We start from the raw sequence: 21,264 nt of genomic DNA, 5'->3' as shown, positions 1-21,264 counted from the left end.
GATTGATGAGCAGCTGGAAAAAGTCGCTGATATCTATCACTGCAACTTCTCTCTCTTCCAATCTCTGCCCAGATGTTTGGGCAATTGATCAGCTGCATCCGATTGTTCCGTTGCAGCGCTGAACGAAGTTCCTGATCGCCGCGCAGTACTCTCAGACATCACCTGCGACAGTGACGGTAAAGTAGACAAGTTCATCCTCGCAGATGGTATCTCACCATCTTTGCCGGTGCATACGCTTGAAGAAGGTAAGCCATACTATCTTGGTGTCTTCTTTGTAGGTGCCTATCAGGAAACTTTAGGCGATCTGCACAACCTGTTCGGCGACACCAATGTCGCAACCATTGACCTGAGAGCAGATGGCGGATTTGATCTGCTTCAGGAAGTTGAAGGCGATACAATCTCGCAGGTTCTCTCGTATGTAGAGTATGATCCTCGCGATTGCGTAGACGCTTTCCGCAAACTCATTGATGAGGCGGTCTCCGCCGGCACACTCAAGAATGCTGACCGACGCACGTTGGTTGCTGCCTATCGTGACAGCATCAACGGCTACACTTATTACGAATAATCCAAGGACCGGGGAATAGACATGGGTAAAACTCTGGTAATCGGCGCTGGTGGTGTTTCCTCCGCTGCCGTACATAAAATGGCAATGAACTCGGATATCTTCTCCGAAATCACGCTGGCATCCCGTCGCAAGTTTAAGTGTGACGACATCGCAAAAAGCGTAAAAGAGAAGACCGGCGTAGAGATCAAGACCGCTGAAGTTGACGCAATGGACGTCGCAGCAGTTGTAGCGCTCATAAAAGAAAGTGGTGCTGAGCTGCTGGTGAACCTGGCGCTGCCGTATCAGGATCTCAAGCTGATGGACGCATGTCTGGAAGCTGGCATCAACTATCTGGACACCGCAAACTACGAGCCAGAAGACGAAGCAAAATTCGAGTACCATTGGCAGTGGGCGTATCAGGAGCGCTTCAAAGAAGCTGGCCTGACTGCAATTCTCGGCTCTGGCTTCGATCCGGGCGTAACCTCCGTATTCGCAACTTGGCTGAAGAAGCACAAGCTCGAAAACATCCGTCAGATTGACATCCTTGACTGTAACGGTGGCGACAACGGTAAAGCATTTGCGACCAACTTCAACCCGGAAATCAACATCCGTGAAGTAACTGCAGACGCACGTCACTGGGAAAAAGGCGACTGGGTAACCTCCCCAGCGATGACCCACAAAGTGGCATTCGATTTCCCGGGCGTGGGCGAGAAAAACATGTACCTCATGTACCATGAGGAACTGGAAAGCCTGAAAACCCACTTCACCGAGATTGAGCGTGCGCGTTTCTGGATGACCTTCGGCGATGCTTACATCAACCACGTCCGCGTGCTTGAAGGCATCGGCATGACCTCTATCGAGCCAGTCATGCACGAAGGCCACGAAATCATTCCGCTGCAGTTCCTCAAGTCCGTACTGCCAGACCCAAGCGGTCTGGGTGAGCTGACTAAAGGTAAGACCTGTATCGGTGACATCGCAACTGGTCAGGCAAAAGACAGCTCCGGCGAGAAAACCTACTACATCTATAACATCTGCGACCACGAAGAGTGCTACGCAGAAGTAGGCTCTCAGGCGGTTTCCTACACCACTGGCGTACCTGCAATGATCGGCGCAGCACAGATCCTGAAGGGGAACTGGAAAGAGCCGGGCGTGTGGAACATGGAACAGTTGGATCCAGACAACTTCATGGACATGCTGAACGAGCACGGCCTGCCATGGCAGGTTAAAGAACTCGACGGTCCGGTTCAGTTCTAAGCTGATGGCTGAGTTTATGCAGACACAGGCTGGTGATGCGGGAGCGTTCAAATCTTTTGATCTCTCCCGAGTGCCAAGTCCCTGTTTTGTCGTTGATGAGGTTGCGGTTCGCCGCAACCTCTCTATGCTTAAGGACGTTGCTGACCGTTCCGGCGCGCATGTTCTTGCTGCCCTAAAAGCCTTCTCCATGTTCGCATTAGCCCCAGTGGTACGCGAATATCTTGAAGGAACCTGTGCCTCTGGCTTGTATGAAGCACGCTTGGGTCGTGAGAAGTATGGCGGCGAAGTTGCAACATTCTGCGCAGGCTACAAAGCTAGCGAGATTGATGAGATCATCGGTTACACCGACCACATGATCTTCAACTCTCCAGCACAAAAAGACCGTTTCCTGCCAAACGTGCGAGCCGCGAAACACAATGTGGATGTAGGCCTTCGTGTCAACCCGGAGCATTCCGAAGGCGAAGTGGAAAAATACGATCCCTGCGCTCCATGCTCACGGCTCGGATTTCCGGTTTCCCAGCTGAGTGCAGAAGTTCTGACAGGCGTTGACGGCATCCATATGCACACGCTCTGTGAGCAGGAGTTCGAACCTCTCCAGCGCACATGGAACGCGGTTAAGGATAAGCTTGCACCGTATTTCGGCCAGCTGAAGTGGATCAACTTCGGCGGTGGTCATCATATCACCCGCGAAGATTATGACCGCGAAGCCCTTATCGCCTTCATCAAAGATGTGCGCGCAGAAACGGGCCTGGAAGTCTATCTGGAACCGGGTGAAGCTGTTGCTCTGGATGCAGGCATCCTGATTGGCGAAGTTTTGGATCTGCCAAAGAACGGCATGGATCTGGCGATCGTAGATATTTCCGCAACCTGTCATATGCCGGACGTCATCGAGGCACCATATCGTCCAGCCATGCTGGATGAATCGGAAGAGGGGCATACATACCGCCTCGGCGGTCCATCTTGTCTCGCAGGCGATGTTATCGGGGATTACACCCGGGCAGAGCCACTCCAAATTGGCGATCGTTTCGCGTTTCTTGACCAGGCGCACTACTCGATGGTGAAAACCAACACCTTCAACGGTGTTCCTCTACCAACCATCGCCCTTTGGAATTCTGAGAGCGACGAACTCAAGATTATCCGAGAGTTCTCGTACAACGACTTCCTGAACCGTCTTTCCTAAAGGTGCAAAATGTCTGTTTTTCTCGACAGTGAGCTGACTGAAGCAGAACGCAAGGCAGAAGACGCGCTCTTCACCATCATTCCGGTGCCTCTGGAGCGCACTGTTTCTTATGGCTCTGGCACCGAAAAAGGGCCAGAAGCCATCATCGAAGCGAGTAACGAACTTGAGCGCGGCAGCAATGGCGTTGAGCCATGCGCTTCCGGCATCTCCACACAAGAGCCAGTAGCGTGCGATGGTCCTCTGCCAGAGGTGATGGAACGTCTAGCACAGCGCACTGAAGCTGCCGTGAAAGCTGGTAAAATCCCAGTCACGCTCGGCGGCGAACACTCTCTATCTTACGGCGCTGTGTCCGGTGTAGCACGCGCACTTGGTAAGCCGGTAGGGATCGTACAAGTGGATGCGCATGCAGACCTACGCATTGCCTATCAGGGTGAAAAGCATTCCCACGCCTCTGTTATGAACCTTCTGGTGGAAGAGGGGAGTTCCCTCGCACAGTTCGGCGTGCGTGCACTTTGTCAGCAGGAAATGGATAGCAGAACAGAAAACAAGGTGTTCTTTGTAGATGCGGAAGAGCTAGTGACCAAAGGCTTGCACGCTGTTGATCTGCCGGAGGATTTCCCAGAGGACATCTATGTTTCTTTTGATGTCGACGGTCTTGATCCATCCCAGATGCCAGCCACAGGCACACCGGTTCCAGGAGGCCTTGGCTACTATCAGGCCATCCATCTGGTGGAACATGCCCTTAAAGGCCGCAAGTGCGTCGGTCTCGATGTGGTTGAGCTCGCCCCCGACGGAAATGCCGCGTGGGACTTCACCGCCGCTCAGATCACATACCGCCTCATGGCTGCAGCGCTGAGCTCACAAGGCTGACGGCTATACCAATCAACCGAAACAGAGAGCTGCGATCATACGATTGCAGCTCTTTTCATTTCTACGCACTGATCGCCACAACCCCGCACCCTCAGCTTACTTGCTCAGTAAATTGAGTTCTTTTGCTCGCTCACGGATCTGAATGCACACGACACCACTTGCATCTTCATGGGCATCTTCCAGCGTATGTTGAACCTCTCCCGCCAAACTTATACTTTGCTGGACAAGGATGATGTAGCTGGGCGTAGTTTTGAGTTTGTTTTCTCTGATGTAATCCAGTGTCCGCTCGTGCACGATGCCGAGCTCACAGAAATTATCCATAGTGTCGATTAGAAAAATCTCTTTGATCATATCTTTAGGCGCCTGTGCCAAAGCGGGCGCAGCAAGCGAGCAGGAGAGGCCAGCAGCCAAAACTAAGCGTTTCATAGAAAATCCCCGTGAAGAAAGTGCCAGTGTGACTACGCCGTTTCCGACTGTCTATCTTGCAATTTTCTCAAAGGTATTCTGACGGACTAGCGCTATTTCCTGAAACAGCGCCCCAGATAGCCGGGAACACTCTCACTATTTTTCTGAGAACTCAGGTCATATTGCACTAGTCCAGAAAGCAAAAAACCCACCGTAAAGATGGGTTTTTTTGCTCTATCTATCAATAAGATAGATGGCGGAGAGGGTGGGATTCGAACCCACGAGACGCTTCCACGCCCGCCGGTTTTCAAGACCGGTGCATTCAACCACTCTGCCACCTCTCCGGCGCTGTGTGGTGTGGGCTCTATTTCGTTCATGCGGCCCTCAAAGTCAAGCGGGCGTAAAACTTGTTCCACAGCATGAATTTATTTTTTTCACAGTGAAATCAATCAGTCCTATCAAAACCGCCATTTCCCCTAAGGAAGTTAGCTTAGGCAAAAATCTCTCTTTCTTGTGGAGACATTTTGATCGGATTCAGTTAAGGTTTATCGGCTATCTTTTTAATATTGGTTCAGTTTGTAGTGAGCTCGGGTATTTTTGCTCAACCAATCTGAAATCCGTCAGTGCCGAACATGTAGTGAGTAACAACGGTATGACTTCTTTACTGAATTGGGGCTATTCGGTGAAAGCACCAGCTCCCGAAACGATCAAACGCGTAGCGACCAGCATATCTGTGGTTGCCCTGTGCGCAGGCATTGCAGCCTGCGGTGGCGGCACGGATAAAGTGAAGTTCAGTGAAAAGAAATACGGCGTAGCTGCAAGTCCTCGTGTGGTGAAAGGCTCGAAGCCGGTTCCCAAAGGAGGAGGGCGCGCTGTTGTTGGCAAACCGTATAAAGTGGCCGGTAAGTGGTACTATCCCAAGAGGGACGATAACTACAAGAAAACCGGCAAGGCATCATGGTATGGCCCAACCTTCCATGGCCGCAAAACCGCTAACGGAGAAATCTTCGATCGTAACGCACTGACCGCCGCCCACCCAACAATGCCGCTACCAAGCTATGCCAAGGTGACAAACCTTCAAAACGGCAAGTCCATGGTTGTGCGCGTGAATGACCGTGGCCCGTTCCATGACAATCGTATCATCGACTTGTCAGAACGCGTTGCTGGCATGCTCGGCACCAAATCCAGCGGTGTTGCAAAAGTTCGTGTGGAGTATGTTGGTCGTGCGCCGCTCCATGGGCGGGATGAGAAAAAGCTTCTGGCTTCTTATTCCGGCAATGGTGGCAACTGGAATGGCGGCAGCTCTGCACCGCGCACCATGCTCGCCTTTGCAAATCCTGTGAACCGTATCTCTGGCCCGGCACCAATGCCAAAAAGCAGGCCATACGACACACCTATTCTGGCAGCACAGAACGTTCTGGCGTTCAATGCCAACCAGCTTGATCCAGCAGTGGTTTACGAGCGTAACCTGAGCACAACACAGGTTGCGTCCATCAGCAGTTTCAGAAACCGGATCAATAGCGCATTGTCCACCAGCGCAAATCCAAACGCTCCGAAACCAGCCATTGCAGCACAGCCTGTTTCGACCTCCTTTGGAACATCTCTGCTGCCACCACCAAGCTCTGGTGTATATAAAACACCTACCAGCACTGCGCCAACCTTCCAGACTGGTAATGCAATTTCATCTTATGCATCTGAGCACAGACTCAACAGTGCGCATGATGCATTCAAGTCTGTTTCTGGTGGTTCAGGCCTGAAAGAGCTACTGCTATCTCGTACTGGTCAAAATCACTAAGTCATTTAGTTCTAAACGGCTTTACCCAGTCAGCACACCTGCGTTAGTGTTTGTTTTAAGGGATGGGGCGTATCATAGCCCCACCAAAATCAATCAGGGAGACGCAGGCGTGCAAGTTGGGTGGCAGAAGTGCAAACAGCATAAATCTCAAGACAACTGCAGGTACTGGACATCTCCTAAAAACTGGAGAGCGTCAGCTATCGCTGCATTGGCATTCTGCAGCATACTCGCAGCCTCTCCAGCTCAGGCTGTCGAAATCAAAGCCAAAGCCGCAACGCTCTACGACTTCACAAATAAGTCGCTCGTCTTCTCCAAAAACTCTCAGGTTCTGATGGCTCCGGCCAACCTGACAAAACTGATGACTGCCGTCACTGTGCAGCAGGCCATCCATGCTGGTGACATCACGCCACAAACCATGTTCAAAGTCAGTGAACATGCATGGCGCACCGGTGGAGCACCAGCACGCGTCACAACAATGTTTGCGCGCCTGAACTCATCTGTGTCTGTCAATGATCTGATGTATGGCCTGATCGTACACAGCGCAAACGATGCCGCAATCATTTTGGCTGAAGGGCTTGCTGGTAGCGAAGAAAACTTTGCCCAGGAAATGAACAAGCTGGCTAAGTCCATTGGTATGGAGAACTCAAACTTCACCAATCCAACTGGCTTTCCCGATGAGAACCATAAGACCACACTCGAAGATCTAACAGTTCTCGCAGCCTACGTTCTGGAGCATGAGCCCGAGCTACATTCTGTCTATGCTATGGACCGCTTCACTTGGAACAAGATCACGCAGCGCAACAAAAACCCGCTCATACGTGATATTCAAGGCCTTGATGGATTTGGTGCCGGGTTCTCTGAGAGAGAGGGCTTCGCGGCGCTCGGAACGCTGGATAGCAACGGTCACCGCTATGTTGCAGCAATTGCAGCCTCTCCAACGCTTCAAGATCGCGTTCAGGACATGAAAACCCTGCTGCTGCCCACGTTTTCCGGCCTGAAGCTGCAGCAGCTCTTTCGCAAAGGCGAACTTATTAGTGATGCGCAAGTCTATGGCGGCAAGAAAACGACCGTATCTTTAAAGACAAATGATGCTGTCGCAACACTCATCAACCCGAATGAGAAAGACAAGTATAAGCTCCGTGTCGTCTACAATGGCCCCATTCCAGCACCTATTGAAAAAGGAATGGAAGTGGGAGAACTGCAAGTTCTTTCCAAAAATGACGTGATTTATCGAGCAACACTGGTTACAGGAGAGGATGTAGCCATTGGAGACCTTCAAGGCCGCGCATGGGATGCCCTTGGAGAGTTCTTCTACCAGTTGTTTTAGCACCGGGTTTCAGCACTATTGAATTCCGAAGGTCTTGGAGGCCTGTTCGACGTTGTCGGGTATTTTTATCAGTTTTGAAGGCGGTGAAGGCGCCGGTAAGTCGACTCAAATCCAGCGCTTACGCGACAAACTCGCGGCCAAAGGAATTGAAGCTGTCACCACACGCGAACCCGGCGGCTCACAAGGCGCTGAGTTGGTTCGCGAAGTTCTCCTGTCAGGCGCAGCAAAAGACTACGGTGTCACTGCCGAAGCCGTTCTGTTTGCAGCAGCCCGTGCTGACCATATTGATACACTTATCAAGCCTGCACTTGAGAATGGCAAATGGGTGCTGTGCGATCGCTTTGCGGATTCGTCCCGCGTTTATCAGGGCGAATCTGGTGTACCCACACCAACCGTAGAAGCTCTGCAGCAAGTCGCAATCGCAGGTCATAACCCGAATATGACACTGCTCATCAACGTGACACCTGAAGTTGGCTTGGCCCGCGTTTCAAAGCGCACAGCACCCGTTGAGTTTGATGGCCCGGATCGGTTTGAAACAGATACACTGGAAACGCACCGCCGCAGGCAAGAACTTTTTCTGGAAATGGCTCGCAATGAGCCAGATCGCATCGTGGTGATTGACGGCGACCAGCCTCAGGATAAGGTAACCGAAGACATCTGGCGGGCGGTACAGGACCGCTTTGCTGAGCAGATCCAGCAGGAAACAGGCGAACCTGACGCAAACAGGGAAGGGTGAGTATGGCCAAGGCTCCCATAATCGAAGAAGTCCCTGAGTTTGATGAGGTCGACGGCCTGCCGCTCCCACGCGAGCAAACACGTCTTTACGGCCATGAACTGGCTGAGACAGAACTGCTTGACGCCTATAGATCGCAGCGGTTTCATCATGCCTGGATTCTCGGTGGCCCCAAAGGCATCGGCAAAGCCACGCTCGCGTTTCGCTTCGCCCGCTTTATCCTTGAACATCCTGATCGCTTTTCAACGCCTGTTATGGCAGCCAACAGCTTGTACGTCCCACCGGAAAGCCATAGCGCACAAATGGTTGCTGCAGGCTCCCATGCAGACCTTCTGCACTTGCGCCGCCCGTGGGATCTGAAAGGCAAACGATTCAAGCGAGATCTTCCGGTCGATGAAGTGCGCAGGACAACAGGTTTCTTCGGCTCCACGGCAGCTGGTGGTAACTGGCGCATCTGTATTGTTGATTCTGCCGATGATATGAACCAGTCCGCAGCCAACGCACTTCTCAAAATCCTTGAAGAACCGCCAAAACAGTCCTTGTTCATCTTGCTCTCCCACAATCCGGGTCGGTTGCTGCCAACAATCCGTTCCAGATGCCGCAAACTCACCATGCGCAAACTGGAAGAGCCGATGATTGAGCATGCCCTCACAGAAATGGGATGTGGCCCATCCGGCAACACAGAAGCCCTTCACACGCTTGCCGATGGGAGCCTGCGACAGGCAGCACTGGCCGCAAACGGCGGTGCGCTAGATATCGCGCAGGAGTTCACCGGGCTGGTTGAAACCATCACAAATCTGGACATGATCCGTGCGCATGGCTTTGCAGATAAGATTGCGGCACGCGGTGCAGAGGATGCCTGGAACACATTTTTGGAGCTTGCGCGCACATTCTTGAGCAATCAACTGCGTAAAGATGCAAGCACAAAGCCGGATGCGCTTGTCAGGTGGGCTGACTTGTGGGAAAAGGTTGGCCGCGCTGCTTCAACGGCAGATGCTTTAAACCTCGATCGGAAGCAAGTTGTGTTGACTTTCCTCGTTGACCTGCGGAAAGCAAGCTCTGGCTGACGTACGACTGTTATCTTTGAGCTAACACTCAAAGAACTTTCCAGATTTAGATCCCGGATCAAGAGATCACCTTAGGATATGACAGAAAAATCGCCTTTCTATATTACAACGGCAATTTCCTACCCAAATGGTGAGCCGCATATCGGCCACGCCTATGAGGCAATTGCAACTGACGTGCTGGCCCGTTTCCAGAGACTGGATGGCCGTGAAGTACACTTCCTGACTGGTACTGACGTACACGGCCAGAAGATGCTTCAGACCGCCGTCAAGGAAGGCATGTCACCATCAGATCTTGCTGACAAGAACTCCAAGCTCTTCCGCGAAATGGTTGAGATGCTTGGCTGCTCCAACGACGATTTCATTCAGACCAACGAAGAGCGTCATTACAAATCCTGTCAGGCAATCTGGCAGAAAATGGCTGACGCTGGCGACATCTACAAAGACAGCTACGCCGGTTGGTACTCCGTTCGCGATGAAGCCTACTATCAGGAAGGCGAGACCGAAGTTCGTGAAGACGGTGTTCGCTACGGCCCTCAGGGCACACCTGTTGAATGGGTAGAAGAAGAAAGCTATTTCTTCCGTCTCTCAGCTTACGAAGACAAGCTGATTGAGCTTTATGAGAAGAACCCTGACTTTATCGGTCCAAACGCACGCCGCAACGAAGTGATGAGCTTCGTAAAAGGTGGCCTGAAAGACCTCTCCATCTCCCGCACCACCTTCGACTGGGGCATCCCGGTTCCAGGTGATGAAAAGCACGTCATGTACGTTTGGGTCGATGCGTTGACCAATTACATCACCGCGCTTGGCTATCCGGATATGGACGGCGATATGGCCAAGTTCTGGCCTGCAAACGCTCATATCATCGGTAAGGATATCATCCGTTTCCACGCAGTGTACTGGCCAGCATTCCTGATGTCTGCTGGTGTTCCGTTGCCTGAGCGCGTGTTTGCGCACGGTTTCCTCTTCAACTCCGGTGAGAAGATGTCCAAGTCTCTGGGCAACGTGATTGCACCGCGTGATCTGGTGGAAACCTACGGTCTGGATCAGATCAGATACTTCTTCCTGCGTGAAGTTCCATTCGGTCAGGATGGCAACTACAACCACGAAGCAATGGTGAACCGCATCAATGCTGACCTCGCCAATGACATTGGCAACCTGGCTCAGCGTTCGCTCTCCATGATCTTCAAGAACTGTGAAGGCAAATTGCCGGTTCCTGGCGAGTTCTCCGCGGACGACAAGGCTATCCTGCAGCAGGCTGATGAGATGCTTGAAAAGTGCCGTGGCTTCATGGCAAAGCAGGAAATCCATCACGCTCTGGCGTGTATCTGGTCAACTGTTGGCGAAGCAAACCGTTACTTCGCGTCTCAGGAGCCATGGGCGCTGAAGAAGACTGAACCGGAACGTATGGGCACAGTGCTTTACACCACTGCAGAGATCATCCGTCAGGTTGGTATTCTGGCGCAGCCAGTCATGCCGACTTCGGCAGGTAAACTACTGGATCTGCTGGTGCTTTCTGACGATGAGCGGTCTTTTGCGGAGCTGGGTGAAGCTGGTCGTCTGCAAGGCGGTCGTGAACTGCCGAAGCCACAGGGCGTGTTCCCACGCTATGTTGAACCGGAAACTGCAGAATAAAACGCCAATCTATCTAGCTTGAAGGGGAGGCGCATGAGCCTCCCTTTTTTATGAGGGAGATGCACTGGCATTTTCCGCGACGGATATCACAAGAGGTCGGTAAGGCCTATTGACAGAATCGCGCTGGAGGCGCTCTTGCTGTGACCATGTTAGTTGATAGTCATTGTCATCTGGATTTTCCGGATTTCGCAGAAGAACGCGACCAGATCATCGAGCGCGCCCACGAAGCAGGCGTCAAGCTGATGGTCACCATCTGTACCCGCGTCCGCAAGTTTGAGCAGATCAAAGAGATCGCTGAAGCCTACGACAGCGTTTATTGCTCCGTTGGAACTCACCCACATCAGGCAGGGGAAGAGACCGACGTGACTGCAGAAGAACTGATCGAACTTTCCAAACACCCCAAAGTGGTCGCAATCGGTGAAGCTGGTCTGGACTATTTCTATGACAACGCATCTCCAGAAGATCAGGAAAAGGTTCTGCGCACTCACATCAAAGCCGCGCGTGAAACCCAGTTGCCGTTGGTAATCCATAGCCGCGATGCTGACGACGATATGATGCGTATCTTGGAAGAAGAAATGAAAGTAGGAGCCTTTCCAGCACTGCTTCACTGCTTCTCCTCTGGCAAAGAACTAGCAATGAAGGGCCTCGAGCTTGGCCTTTACGTGTCCTTCTCCGGCATTCTCACATTCAAGCGTTCCACAGAGCTGCGTGAGATCGCAGCGGAACTGCCAATAGATCGCCTTCTTGTTGAAACAGATGCACCGTATCTTGCCCCACAACCATGGCGCGGCAAGCGCAATGAGCCAGCTTATGTGGCACATACCAACAAGGTACTGGCGGAAGCTCTCGGCGTTTCAGAAGAAGAGATGGCAGACGCCACAACACAAAACTTCCTGCGCCTGTTTTCCAAGGTGCCACAGCCAGCGTGATTGGCTAGACTGACGCGGATCATATTGCCACTATTCTTTGAGAGGACCAATGACCAGCAATTTTAAGGTCACTATTCTGGGCTGCGGCTCATCGACCGGCGTGCCACGGATTGGCGGAGATTGGGGTGTTTGCGATCCCGATGAGCCCAAAAACCGTCGCCGTAGATGTGCCCTGCTGGTCCAGAGGTTCTCCGAGAACGGCACCACCACCATTGTCGTTGATACCGGCCCCGACCTGCGTGAGCAAATGTTGGCTGCTGGTGTCACGCATGTTGACGCTGTGCTGTACACCCATGCTCATGCGGACCACTTGCACGGCATCGACGATCTGCGCTTTTTTGCGCTCATGCAACGCGCCAAAGTGCCTGTTTACATGGATGAGTTCACGTCAAAGCGCGTTCGCTCAGCCTTTGACTATTGCTTCGTCACACCACCAGGCTCCGGCTACCCGCCAATCTTGAGTGAGAACCGGCTGACCGACGGAACACCGGTTACCATTAACGGAGCAGGGGGACCGATCACAGCTCTGCCATTTCTCGTTCATCATGGTGATATTGACGCCCTTGGCTTCCGCTTTCAGGATCTGGCTTACACGCCGGATGTCAATGACATACCGGAAAGCAGCTTTCATGCATTGAAGGGGTTGGACACGTGGATCATCGATGCACTGCGTGAGAAACCGCACCAAAGCCACTTCTGCGTTAATGATGCGCTGGAGTGGATTGAGCGGATGAAACCGGCAAACAGCATCCTCACCAACTTGCACTGTGATCTGGATTATCAGCGATTGAAATCACAGCTGCCTGAGAACGTATCGCCCGCGTTTGATGGCCGGGCAGTCGAATTTCCAGCACATGCGACGGTTTAAAGCCGTCGCATTTTTTATGATACCTACACAGAATCATTGCTTGCCACGGCTCCGCTTTTTGTGCTGATATAGATATATCAGCGACGCGTGCGTGATAAATATATTTTCCAAGTCGGTTTAATCGGCTCACTCAACATCAGGCATAATTCTATATAATACAATAAGTTACAGTTACTTTCTGTAGCATCGCATATATTTTATGCTTAGATATTTTATGTTTGAAATAATTCAAAAAACCTGTCACGCTTGTCCCAAGTTGAAATTTGGCGCTTGCAGCCTGAGGGGGAGAGAGCAATGAAAGTCGCATGTCTTGGAGGCGGCCCGGCAGGTCTTTATTTCGCAATCAGCATGAAACTTCGTGATCCTCAGCATGAGGTAACGGTCATTGAGCGGAATAAGTTTGACGACACCTTTGGATGGGGTGTTGTTCTTTCAGATGAGACGCTGGACAACTTCAAGGCCAACGACGAAAAGAGCGCGGAAGCCATCCGCGCTCACTTTGCCTATTGGGATGATATCACAGTCCATTACAGAGACACCTGCCATGTCTCCAGTGGTCACGGATTCTGCGGCATTGGCCGCAAACAGCTGCTACTTCTCCTTCAGGACCGGGCGCGCGAACTTGGCGTAAACATGGAGTTTGAGCGCAACTACACCAGCGCCAAAGAGTTCATGGGCGACTACGATCTCGTTGTTGCAGCAGATGGTCTGAACTCCACCAGCCGCACCGAGTTTGCAGAACACTTCAAACCAGACATCGACACCCGCAAATGTAAGTTCGTCTGGCTCGGCACGCACCAGAAGTTCGACGATGCCTTCACCTTTATCTTTGAAGAAACAGAGCACGGCTGGATCTGGGCACATGCCTATCAGTTTGACGATGATACCGCGACCTTCATCGTAGAGTGTACCGAAGAGACTTACGAAGCATTCGGCTTCGCAGACATGAGCCAGGCAGAATCCTGCCGGACTTGCGAAAAGATCTTCGAAAAGCATCTCGGCGGCAATGAGTTGATGACCAACGCGAACCACATCCGCGGTTCCGCATGGATCAACTTCCCACGTGTTCTTTGCGAAAAGTGGTCTCACGAGAACCTCGTTCTGATGGGCGACGCTGCTGCAACCGCGCACTTCTCCATCGGTTCTGGCTCAAAGCTTGCCATGGAAAGTGCAATCGCACTGGCAGACTACCTGCACAGTGAAAAGTCCGTTCAGGATGCTTTCCAGAAATACGAGGATGAGCGTCGTCTGGAAGTGCTGAAGCTTCAGTCCGCAGCGCGTAACTCCCTCGAATGGTTTGAGAACGTTGAACGCTATCTGCATCTGGACCCGGTCCAGTTCAACTACTCACTTCTGACCCGCTCTCAGCGCATCTCCCACGAGAACTTGCGCGAGCGTGACGCGGAGTGGTTGGGCACGGCTGAAGGCTGGTTCCAAAATCAGGCTGGTGTGTCTGACACTGACAATGCACCACGCCCACCAATGTTTGCACCGTTCAAACTGCGTGAGATGGAGCTGAACAACCGCGTGGTTGTTTCTCCAATGGCGCAGTATAAAGCGGAAAACGGAACTGTTTCTGATTGGCATCTGGCTCACTACGGCGAACGCGCCAAAGGCGGTGCTGGTATGGTGGTCGTAGAAATGACCTGTGTGAGCGCTGATGGCCGCATTACACCGGGATGTCCGGGCCTTTATGCACCGGAACATGAGAAGGCGTGGAAACGCATCACAAGTTTTGTCCATGAGCACAGCCACGCAAAAATCTGCTGCCAGCTCGGCCATGCGGGACCAAAGGGGTCCACTCAGCTCGGCTGGGAAGAGATGGATGCACCTTTGAAAGACGGCAACTGGCCTCTGCTCGCAGCTTCTCCAATTGCTTGGTCTGAACGCAACCAGACACCAAAGCAGATGGACCGTGCGGACATGGACCGCGTAAAAGAAGAGTTCGTGAACGCTGCCAAAATGGCTAACGCTTCGGGTTTCGACATGATCGAAGTCCACTGCGCTCACGGATATCTGCTGTCATCCTTCATCTCACCGCTCACCAACAAGCGTGAGGATGAGTATGGCGGCTCTCTCGAAAACCGTATGAGATACCCGCTGGAAGTCATCAGGGCCGTGCGTGAAGCATGGCCACAGGACAAGCCAATGTCTGTGCGTATCTCCGCAACAGACTGGGTCGAGGACGAAGGTCTCACTCCGGAAGAAGCCGTTGAGATCGCTCGCCTGCTCGACGCAGCCGACGTTGATATCTGTGACGTATCCGCAGGTCAGACCAGCACACGTGCACAGCCAGTGTATGGCCGCATGTTCCAAGTGCCGTTCTCAGACCGCATCCGCAATGATGCCGGCATGAAGACTATGGCCGTAGGCAACATCTACGAGCCGGACCACGTGAACTCGATCCTGATGGCAGGGCGCGCAGATCTTGTCTGTCTGGCACGTCCACACCTGTCAGATCCGTACTGGACCCTGCACGCTGCGGCAGAGCTGGGCGACAAAGGCGTTTACTGGCCAGAACCATATCATGCAGGTCGTGACCAGTTGTACCGTCTGGCAGAACGCGCCGAGACCATGAAAGTTCGCGTGTAAGGAAGAGCAGTTTGGAAAAGCATGCAGTCATAACAGGTGGTGGGACAGGCGTTGGGGCCGAAATTGCCCGCCACCTCGCGGGGGCCGGAGTAAAGGTCACCGTTGCAGGACGCAGACGCGAGCCGCTTGATCTGGTCGCAAGCGCTAACAGCCGCATTAAGGCAGTGACAGCAGACATCACAGATGAGGTGTCCGTTGCCCAAATTTTCGAAAAGGCTGTTGAGGCAAACGGACCGGTCAATATCGTGATTGCCAATGCCGGCGCAGCTGAATCTGCACCATTTGGCAAGATTGATCGGGACGGCTTCCAACGCATGCTCGACATCAACCTGACTGGTACATTTTTGACCTTCCAGAAGGGTCTGGAGCACCTGAAAGGGCAGGAATACGGACGCTTGATCGCAATCGCCTCGACGGCAGGTCTACGTGGCTACTCCTACGTCTCTCATTATGCCGCTGCCAAGCATGGGGTTGTCGGCATGGTCAGATCACTTGCTCTTGAACTTGCCAGCAAGCCTTTTACGGTCAATGCTGTGTGTCCTGGATTCACAGAGACCCCAATGTTGCAACGCTCAATTGAAAACATCATGCAGAAAACCGGAATGAATGAAGAGCAGGCCGGCGCTGCGCTCCATAAGGACAACCCACAGCAGCGTTTTATCCAGCCGGATGAAGTCGCCGCAACGGTTGCTTGGCTCATCAGCGACGGCGCCCGTTCAGTCACCGGACAATCCATTTCGGTATCAGGAGGCGAGACCCAATGACAGCCTCTCAGGAGATGCTCAAAGCCAACAACGCTACCGATGACAAATCCCGTGTTCGCCTCTGGCTGAGACTGCTTCGTGCCTCTCGCGCAATTGAAAGCGAACTGCGGGAACGGCTGCGCACCACATATAACGTAACTCTGCCGCGCTTTGATGTGATGGCAGCATTGTACCGGGAGCCAGAGGGCATGCTCATGTCCCAGCTCTCAAAATACCTGATGGTATCCAACGGCAACGTCACTGGCCTCATTGATCGCCTGACCACGGACGGTCTGGTCCAGCGCACATTGAGAGACGGCGACCGCAGAACCTCTGTTGTTCTGCTCACCAAAGCTGGTAGAGAAAATTTCGAGCAAATGGCCGCCAGTCACCGTGAGTGGATCAACGAGCTTCTCTCGCACTTTTCTCCGGAAGAAGCCGAAACACTTGCCGAGACCCTGAAGGTATTCGCCAGCGATTGGGAGGGGGAGGCCCGATAATGCTAACAACCTACAAAATGGCGGATCTGCAGCCAAAGCATTTCCTCTGGCGCATGGAAGACGACGTCGCAGTCATTCAGCTTGACCGACCGGACCGCAAAAACCCGCTGACTTTTGAGAGCTATGCCGAGCTGCGCGATACATTCCGCGATCTGGTTTATGCCGATGACGTCAACGCAGTAGTAATCGCGTCCAATGAGGGCAATTACTGCTCGGGTGGCGATGTCCATGATATCATCGGCCCTCTTGTCTCCATGGACATGAAGGATCTGCTGAAGTTCACCCGCATGACCGGTGATCTGGTCAAAGCAATGATCAACTGCACCAAGCCAATCATTTCAGCAGTAGACGGCATCAGCGTGGGCGCAGGCGCGATCATGGCAATGGCATCCGATCTGCGCATTGGTACACCTGACGCCAAAACCGCCTTCCTGTTCACCCGCGTTGGCCTAGCAGGCTGTGATATGGGCGCATGCGCCATTCTTCCACGCATCATCGGGCAGGGCCGCGCAGCCGAGCTTCTTTACACAGGCCGCTCCATGAGCGCTGAAGAGGGCTACACCTGGGGTTACTTCAACTCCATGTCCACCTCTGAAGCCTTGGAGGCCGATGCCATTCGCATGGCACAGCGCATCACGGCAGGCCCCAATTTTGCCCACGGCATCACCAAGACCCAGCTCAATCAGGAATGGAACATGGGGCTGGATCAGGCCATTGAGGCTGAAGCGCAGGCACAAGCCATCTGCATGCAGACCAAAGATTTTGAAACTGCCTACAAGGCTTTCGTAGCAAAAGAAAAGCCGGTTTTTGAGGGAGCGTAAATGGCTGACACCACCTTCCTCACATGGCCGTTTTTTGAAGAAAAACACCGAGAGCTGGCCGAAGCTATTGAAACCTGGTGCTGCGAGAACCTTCCCGCAGACCACTCTGACACGGATGCTGCCTGTATCAAGCTCGTAAATGATCTTGGTACCGCTGGCTTCCTCAAGCTCACTGCCGTTGATCCAGCAGATCCCAAACCGCTGGATGTCCGCAGCCTCTGCATCATGCGCGAAACACTGGCCCGTCACGACGGACTGGGAGACTTCGCCTTTGCCATGCAGGGCCTTGGAACAGGCGCCATCAGCCTGTTTGGCACCCCGGAGCAGCAGCAGCAGTGGCTCAACAAGACCAGAGCAGGTCAGACACTTTCTGCATTTGCACTGACAGAACCAGATTCTGGCTCTGACGTTGCAAACATTGAGCTATCAGCCATCCGCGATGGCGATGATTATGTGCTGAACGGGGAAAAGACCTGGATTTCCAACGGTGGCATTGCTGGCCTTTACGTTGTCTTCGCAAGGACGGGCGAAGCACCGGGCGCCAAAGGTATCAGCGCCTTCATCGTGCCAGCAGATACGCCGGGCCTGACCATTGAAGAACGGCTCGATGTCATGGCGCCACATCCACTGGCACGGTTGGGCTTTAAGCAACTGCGCATTCCTGCTGCAAACCGCATTGGAGGAGCTGGAGAGGGCTTCAAAATTTCTATGTCGGTTCTGGATGTCTTCCGCTGCACTGTTGGCGCTGCCGCTTTGGGCTTTGCCCGCCGTGCATTGGAAGAAGCTGTTGCCCGCGCCACAACCCGCAAACTGGGGGACGGCGTTCTGGCAGACATGCAGATGGTACAGGGTCATCTGGCCGAGATGGCCATCGATATTGATGCCTCTGCACTCCTGATCTACCGCGCAGCCTGGACGAAAGACATGGGCGCTGCACGGGTTTCCCGCGAAGCAGCTATGGCAAAGCAGTTCGCAACAGATCAGGCACAACAAATTATTGATAAGGCAGTGCAAATCCACGGGGGCGAGGGCGTCCGTTCAGGCAATACTGTCGAAAAACTTTATCGCGAAATCAGAGCCCTTCGCATTTACGAAGGCGCATCCGATGTTCAAAAAATAATAGTAGCAAGGCAATTGCTTTCTCAGGAGGGGAGAAATGCTGGGACCAAGCGCGCACAAGGACACCTTCACAAGGGACAGGCTGCCACCAGTTGATCAGCAGCCAGTTTTTCAGCTGGAGGGGTTTGAGTACCCAGACTACATCAACGCCGCAGTAGAGCTGACCGACAAAATGGTCGAGCGCGGATTTGGTGACAACATTGCTCTCATCGGCAATGGCAGGAAACGCACCTACAAAGAGCTTGCGGACTGGACGAACCGCATCGCCCGCGCCCTGCAGGAAGATTACGGCGTCGAACCAGGCAACCGCGTTCTGATCCGGTCAGCCAACAACCCGGCCATGGTCGCCTGTTGGCTTGCTGCCACAAAAGCAGGCGCAGTGGTGGTCAACACCATGCCCATGCTGCGTACTGGCGAACTGAGCCAGATCGTTGACAAGGCCGAAATCAAACTCGCCATGTGCGATCTGCGCCTCATGGAAGAGATGGAGCTCTGCCTTAAGCAGAACGACCACCTGACCAAAATCGTCAGCTTTGATGGCACTGCCAACTTTGCTGGAGAGCTGGACAAGGTCGCCCTGTCAAAACCGGTGCAGTTTGATGCAGTTAAAACGGGCAGGGACGATGTCTGCCTCTTGGGCTTTACATCCGGCACTACCGGCCAGCCCAAGGCAACCATGCACTTCCACCGCGATCTGTTGATCATTGCAGATGCCTACGCCAAGGAAGTGCTGGACGTGCAGCCAACAGACGTCTTCGTCGGCAGTCCGCCACTGGCCTTTACGTTCGGCCTCGGTGGGTTGGCGATTTTCCCGCTGCGCTTTGGTGCAACTGCAACCCTGCTGGAAACGGCAGGTCCTAAACAGCTCATTGAAATCATTGAGACCTACAAGGCGACCATTTCATTCACGGCTCCAACGGCTTACCGCGCCATGATGGCTGCCATGGAGGAGGGTGCAGACCTGTCCTCTCTACGCATCGCGGTTTCAGCGGGAGAAACACTGCCTGCCCCTGTTTTCGAGCAGTGGAAGTCTAAAACTGGCATTCCGATGCTGGACGGAATTGGCGCAACGGAAATGTTGCACATCTTTATTTCCAATCACTTGGAAGACGCCAAGCCGGCCACCACAGGCCGCGTAATCAAAGGCTACTCTGCAAAGGTGGTAGATGAGGAGATGAAGGAGGTTCCACGCGGCACAGTTGGCAAACTGGCTGTAAGAGGACCAACAGGCTGCCGGTACATGCAGGATAACCGACAGCAGAAGTATGTGCGTGACGGCTGGAATTTGACAGGAGATGCCTTTTATCAGGACGAAAAAGGCTACTTCCACTTCGCAGCCCGCGCAGACGATATGATCATCACGTCCGGTTACAACGTTGCCGGACCTGAGGTCGAGGCTGCTTTGCTAAGCAGCCCGGAAGTGTCCGAGTGTGCAGTTATAGGCGTGCCTGATGAGGACCGAGGACAGATTGTCGAAGCACATGTGGTGTTGGTGGAGGACCACCCACAAGATGCAGAGGTCATCAAACGTCTTCAGGACTATGTAAAATCTACTATAGCGCCTTATAAATACCCTCGTTCACTTAAACTGGTAGATTCGCTACCAAAAACCGCGACTGGGAAAATTCAAAGATTCCGCCTGAAGGAACAACCGGTCGAGGATAAATCAGGGGAACTTATATGAAAAAACTCGTTTCAGCCGGAGTAGCCGCCCTTCTGTGTTGTACAGCTGGCGTGGCGCAAGCCGAAGTCAAAATCGGCATGATCACCACCTTGTCAGGCGGTGGCTCCACACTCGGTATCGACGTCCGCGATGGCTTTGAGCTCGCTCTCAAACAGGCAGGCGCTTCCGATGTTAAGCTGCTGGTGGAAGATGACGCCCGCAAGCCGGACGTTGCCAAAAAACTGGCAGACAAGTTCATTCAAAAAGACAAGGTTGATATTCTGACCGGCATTATCTGGTCCAACCTTGCCATGGCAGTTGTTCCATCAGCCACCCGCAAAGGCACTCTTTACGTCAGCCCGAATGCAGGCCCATCTGCACTGGCGGGTAAAGCATGCCACGAGAACTACTTCAACGTGGCTTGGCAGAACGACAATCTCCACGAGGCAATGGGGTCGCACGCCAACAAAGCTGGCTACAAGAAGACCTTCATTCTGGCACCAAACTACCCAGCTGGTACGGACGCTCTGAAAGGCTTCAAGCGTATGTACAAGGGTGAGCTGGCAGGTGAGCTCTTCACCAAGCTTGGTCAGGACGATTATGCTGCCGAAATCGCACAGATCCGCGCGTCCGGTGCCGACAGTGTGTTCTTCTTCCTGCCAGGTGGCATGGGCATCGCGTTCATGAAGCAGTACGCCCAGTCCGGCGTTGATGTGCCCGTCATGGGGCCAGCCTTCTCCTTCTCGCAGGACATTCTGCCTGCGATCGGCGATGCAGCTCTTGGCGTAGCCAACTCCTCACAGTGGAGTAAGGACATCGAGAGCGAAGTAAACGCAAAGTTCGTCAAGGGCTTCAAGGAAGCTTATGGCCGCTTGCCTTCACTTTACGCTTCTCAGGGCTACGACGCTGCAAACCTGATCCTCTCCGCAATGGCGAAAGCTGATGTGAGCGACAAGGACGAGTTCCGCGCAGCACTGAAAGAGGCAGATTTTGCTTCCGTACGCGGTGACTTCAAATTCGGCAACAACAACCACCCAATTCAGGACATTTACGTCCGTGAGGTGATTAAAGAAGACGGCCAGATCACCAACAAAATCGTTGGTGTCGCAATCAAAGGCCATCAGGATGCTTACGCATCCAAGTGCCGCATGAAGTAAGTCAACTTATTGAACTAACAATATTAATCAGCGGGGAATCCCAGTTCTTCTCCGCTGATCCCCTC

At 53.1% G+C, this 21,264-nt stretch carries 19 protein-coding genes and 1 tRNA gene; 18 read left to right on the top strand and 2 right to left on the bottom strand.

The annotated features are described in order from the left end of the window. Window positions 1-226: 226 nt before the first annotated feature. Genes PJE062_RS26655 through speB form a run of 4 tightly spaced genes read left to right on the top strand, consistent with a single transcriptional unit; the run spans window position 227 to window position 3,848 of the window. A complete protein-coding gene (locus tag PJE062_RS26655) occupies window positions 227-565 on the top strand; it encodes a hypothetical protein (RefSeq protein WP_247643100.1) in 339 nt (112 codons plus the stop codon). Window positions 566-586: 21 nt separating this feature from the next. Continuing rightward, window positions 587-1,798 (top strand): saccharopine dehydrogenase family protein, encoded by a 1,212-nt coding sequence (locus PJE062_RS02990; RefSeq protein WP_008546354.1) that lies wholly within the window; start codon window positions 587-589, stop codon window positions 1,796-1,798. Between the two features lie 4 nt (window positions 1,799-1,802). Then, window positions 1,803-2,978 carry a carboxynorspermidine decarboxylase gene (gene nspC, locus PJE062_RS02985; protein WP_008546857.1) on the top strand — a complete coding sequence of 392 codons (1,176 nt, stop codon included), beginning with the start codon at window positions 1,803-1,805 and terminating at the stop codon, window positions 2,976-2,978. Between the two features lie 9 nt (window positions 2,979-2,987). Beyond that, window positions 2,988-3,848 carry an agmatinase gene (gene speB / locus PJE062_RS02980; protein WP_008547257.1) on the top strand — a complete coding sequence of 287 codons (861 nt, stop codon included), beginning with the start codon at window positions 2,988-2,990 and terminating at the stop codon, window positions 3,846-3,848. Window positions 3,849-3,944: 96 nt separating this feature from the next. Here the strand turns inward: speB and PJE062_RS02975 are convergent, their stop codons facing one another. Then, window positions 3,945-4,274 (bottom strand): hypothetical protein, encoded by a 330-nt coding sequence (locus PJE062_RS02975; protein WP_008547089.1) that lies wholly within the window; start codon window positions 4,272-4,274, stop codon window positions 3,945-3,947. Window positions 4,275-4,507: 233 nt separating this feature from the next. After that, a tRNA-Ser gene (locus PJE062_RS02970) sits at window positions 4,508-4,597 on the bottom strand. Between the two features lie 308 nt (window positions 4,598-4,905). Here PJE062_RS02970 and PJE062_RS02965 point away from each other — a divergent pair. From PJE062_RS02965 to PJE062_RS02900, 14 genes are all read left to right on the top strand, one after another. Continuing rightward, the gene (locus PJE062_RS02965; RefSeq protein WP_008546671.1) at window positions 4,906-6,048 is read left to right on the top strand and encodes a septal ring lytic transglycosylase RlpA family protein; all 1,143 of its coding nucleotides are present in this window, start codon (window positions 4,906-4,908) and stop codon (window positions 6,046-6,048) included. Window positions 6,049-6,157: 109 nt separating this feature from the next. Then, a complete protein-coding gene (locus PJE062_RS02960; RefSeq protein WP_208982113.1) occupies window positions 6,158-7,375 on the top strand; it encodes a D-alanyl-D-alanine carboxypeptidase family protein in 1,218 nt (405 codons plus the stop codon). 52 nt (window positions 7,376-7,427) lie between these two features. Then, window positions 7,428-8,111 carry a dTMP kinase gene (gene tmk, locus PJE062_RS02955; protein WP_008546395.1) on the top strand — a complete coding sequence of 228 codons (684 nt, stop codon included), beginning with the start codon at window positions 7,428-7,430 and terminating at the stop codon, window positions 8,109-8,111. A 2-nt stretch (window positions 8,112-8,113) separates the two neighbouring features. Beyond that, window positions 8,114-9,175 (top strand): DNA polymerase III subunit delta', encoded by a 1,062-nt coding sequence (locus PJE062_RS02950; protein ID WP_008546969.1) that lies wholly within the window; start codon window positions 8,114-8,116, stop codon window positions 9,173-9,175. 78 nt (window positions 9,176-9,253) lie between these two features. Then, the gene (gene metG / locus PJE062_RS02945) at window positions 9,254-10,807 is read left to right on the top strand and encodes a methionine--tRNA ligase (protein ID WP_008547155.1); all 1,554 of its coding nucleotides are present in this window, start codon (window positions 9,254-9,256) and stop codon (window positions 10,805-10,807) included. A 146-nt stretch (window positions 10,808-10,953) separates the two neighbouring features. Beyond that, the gene (locus tag PJE062_RS02940; RefSeq protein ID WP_037035845.1) at window positions 10,954-11,736 is read left to right on the top strand and encodes a TatD family hydrolase; all 783 of its coding nucleotides are present in this window, start codon (window positions 10,954-10,956) and stop codon (window positions 11,734-11,736) included. Window positions 11,737-11,785: 49 nt separating this feature from the next. Further along, window positions 11,786-12,604: an MBL fold metallo-hydrolase gene (locus PJE062_RS02935; protein WP_008546662.1), complete on the top strand. Its 819-nt coding sequence runs from the start codon at window positions 11,786-11,788 to the stop codon at window positions 12,602-12,604. Window positions 12,605-12,898: 294 nt separating this feature from the next. Then, window positions 12,899-15,196, top strand: coding sequence for a bifunctional salicylyl-CoA 5-hydroxylase/oxidoreductase (locus PJE062_RS02930; RefSeq protein ID WP_008546280.1), 2,298 nt, complete (start codon window positions 12,899-12,901; stop codon window positions 15,194-15,196). A gap of 11 nt (window positions 15,197-15,207) precedes the next feature. Further along, window positions 15,208-15,960, top strand: a complete 753-nt coding sequence (locus tag PJE062_RS02925; protein WP_008547000.1) for an SDR family NAD(P)-dependent oxidoreductase — start codon at window positions 15,208-15,210, stop codon at window positions 15,958-15,960. After that, window positions 15,957-16,439 carry a MarR family winged helix-turn-helix transcriptional regulator gene (locus PJE062_RS02920; protein WP_008546910.1) on the top strand — a complete coding sequence of 161 codons (483 nt, stop codon included), beginning with the start codon at window positions 15,957-15,959 and terminating at the stop codon, window positions 16,437-16,439. The genes PJE062_RS02925 and PJE062_RS02920 overlap by 4 nt, the downstream gene beginning before the upstream one ends. After that, a complete protein-coding gene (locus PJE062_RS02915; RefSeq protein ID WP_083793200.1) occupies window positions 16,439-17,260 on the top strand; it encodes an enoyl-CoA hydratase family protein in 822 nt (273 codons plus the stop codon). Before PJE062_RS02920 ends, PJE062_RS02915 begins: the two co-directional genes overlap by 1 nt. Further along, window positions 17,261-18,475: an acyl-CoA dehydrogenase family protein gene (locus PJE062_RS02910; protein ID WP_008546503.1), complete on the top strand. Its 1,215-nt coding sequence runs from the start codon at window positions 17,261-17,263 to the stop codon at window positions 18,473-18,475. It begins immediately after the preceding gene. Further along, entirely contained in the window at window positions 18,417-20,063 is a 1,647-nt protein-coding gene (locus tag PJE062_RS02905; RefSeq protein ID WP_198136812.1) for an AMP-binding protein, read from the top strand. The genes PJE062_RS02910 and PJE062_RS02905 overlap by 59 nt, the downstream gene beginning before the upstream one ends. Further along, window positions 20,060-21,199, top strand: a complete 1,140-nt coding sequence (locus PJE062_RS02900) for an ABC transporter substrate-binding protein (RefSeq protein ID WP_008547046.1) — start codon at window positions 20,060-20,062, stop codon at window positions 21,197-21,199. Before PJE062_RS02905 ends, PJE062_RS02900 begins: the two co-directional genes overlap by 4 nt. Window positions 21,200-21,264 lie beyond the last annotated feature (65 nt).

Origin of the sequence: Pseudovibrio sp. JE062, assembly GCF_000156235.1 — a bacterium.
In the GTDB taxonomy this organism is placed as follows: domain Bacteria; phylum Pseudomonadota; class Alphaproteobacteria; order Rhizobiales; family Stappiaceae; genus Pseudovibrio.
Note: the sequence above shows the minus strand (reverse complement) of the source record. Positions and strands in the feature narration are given on the sequence as shown.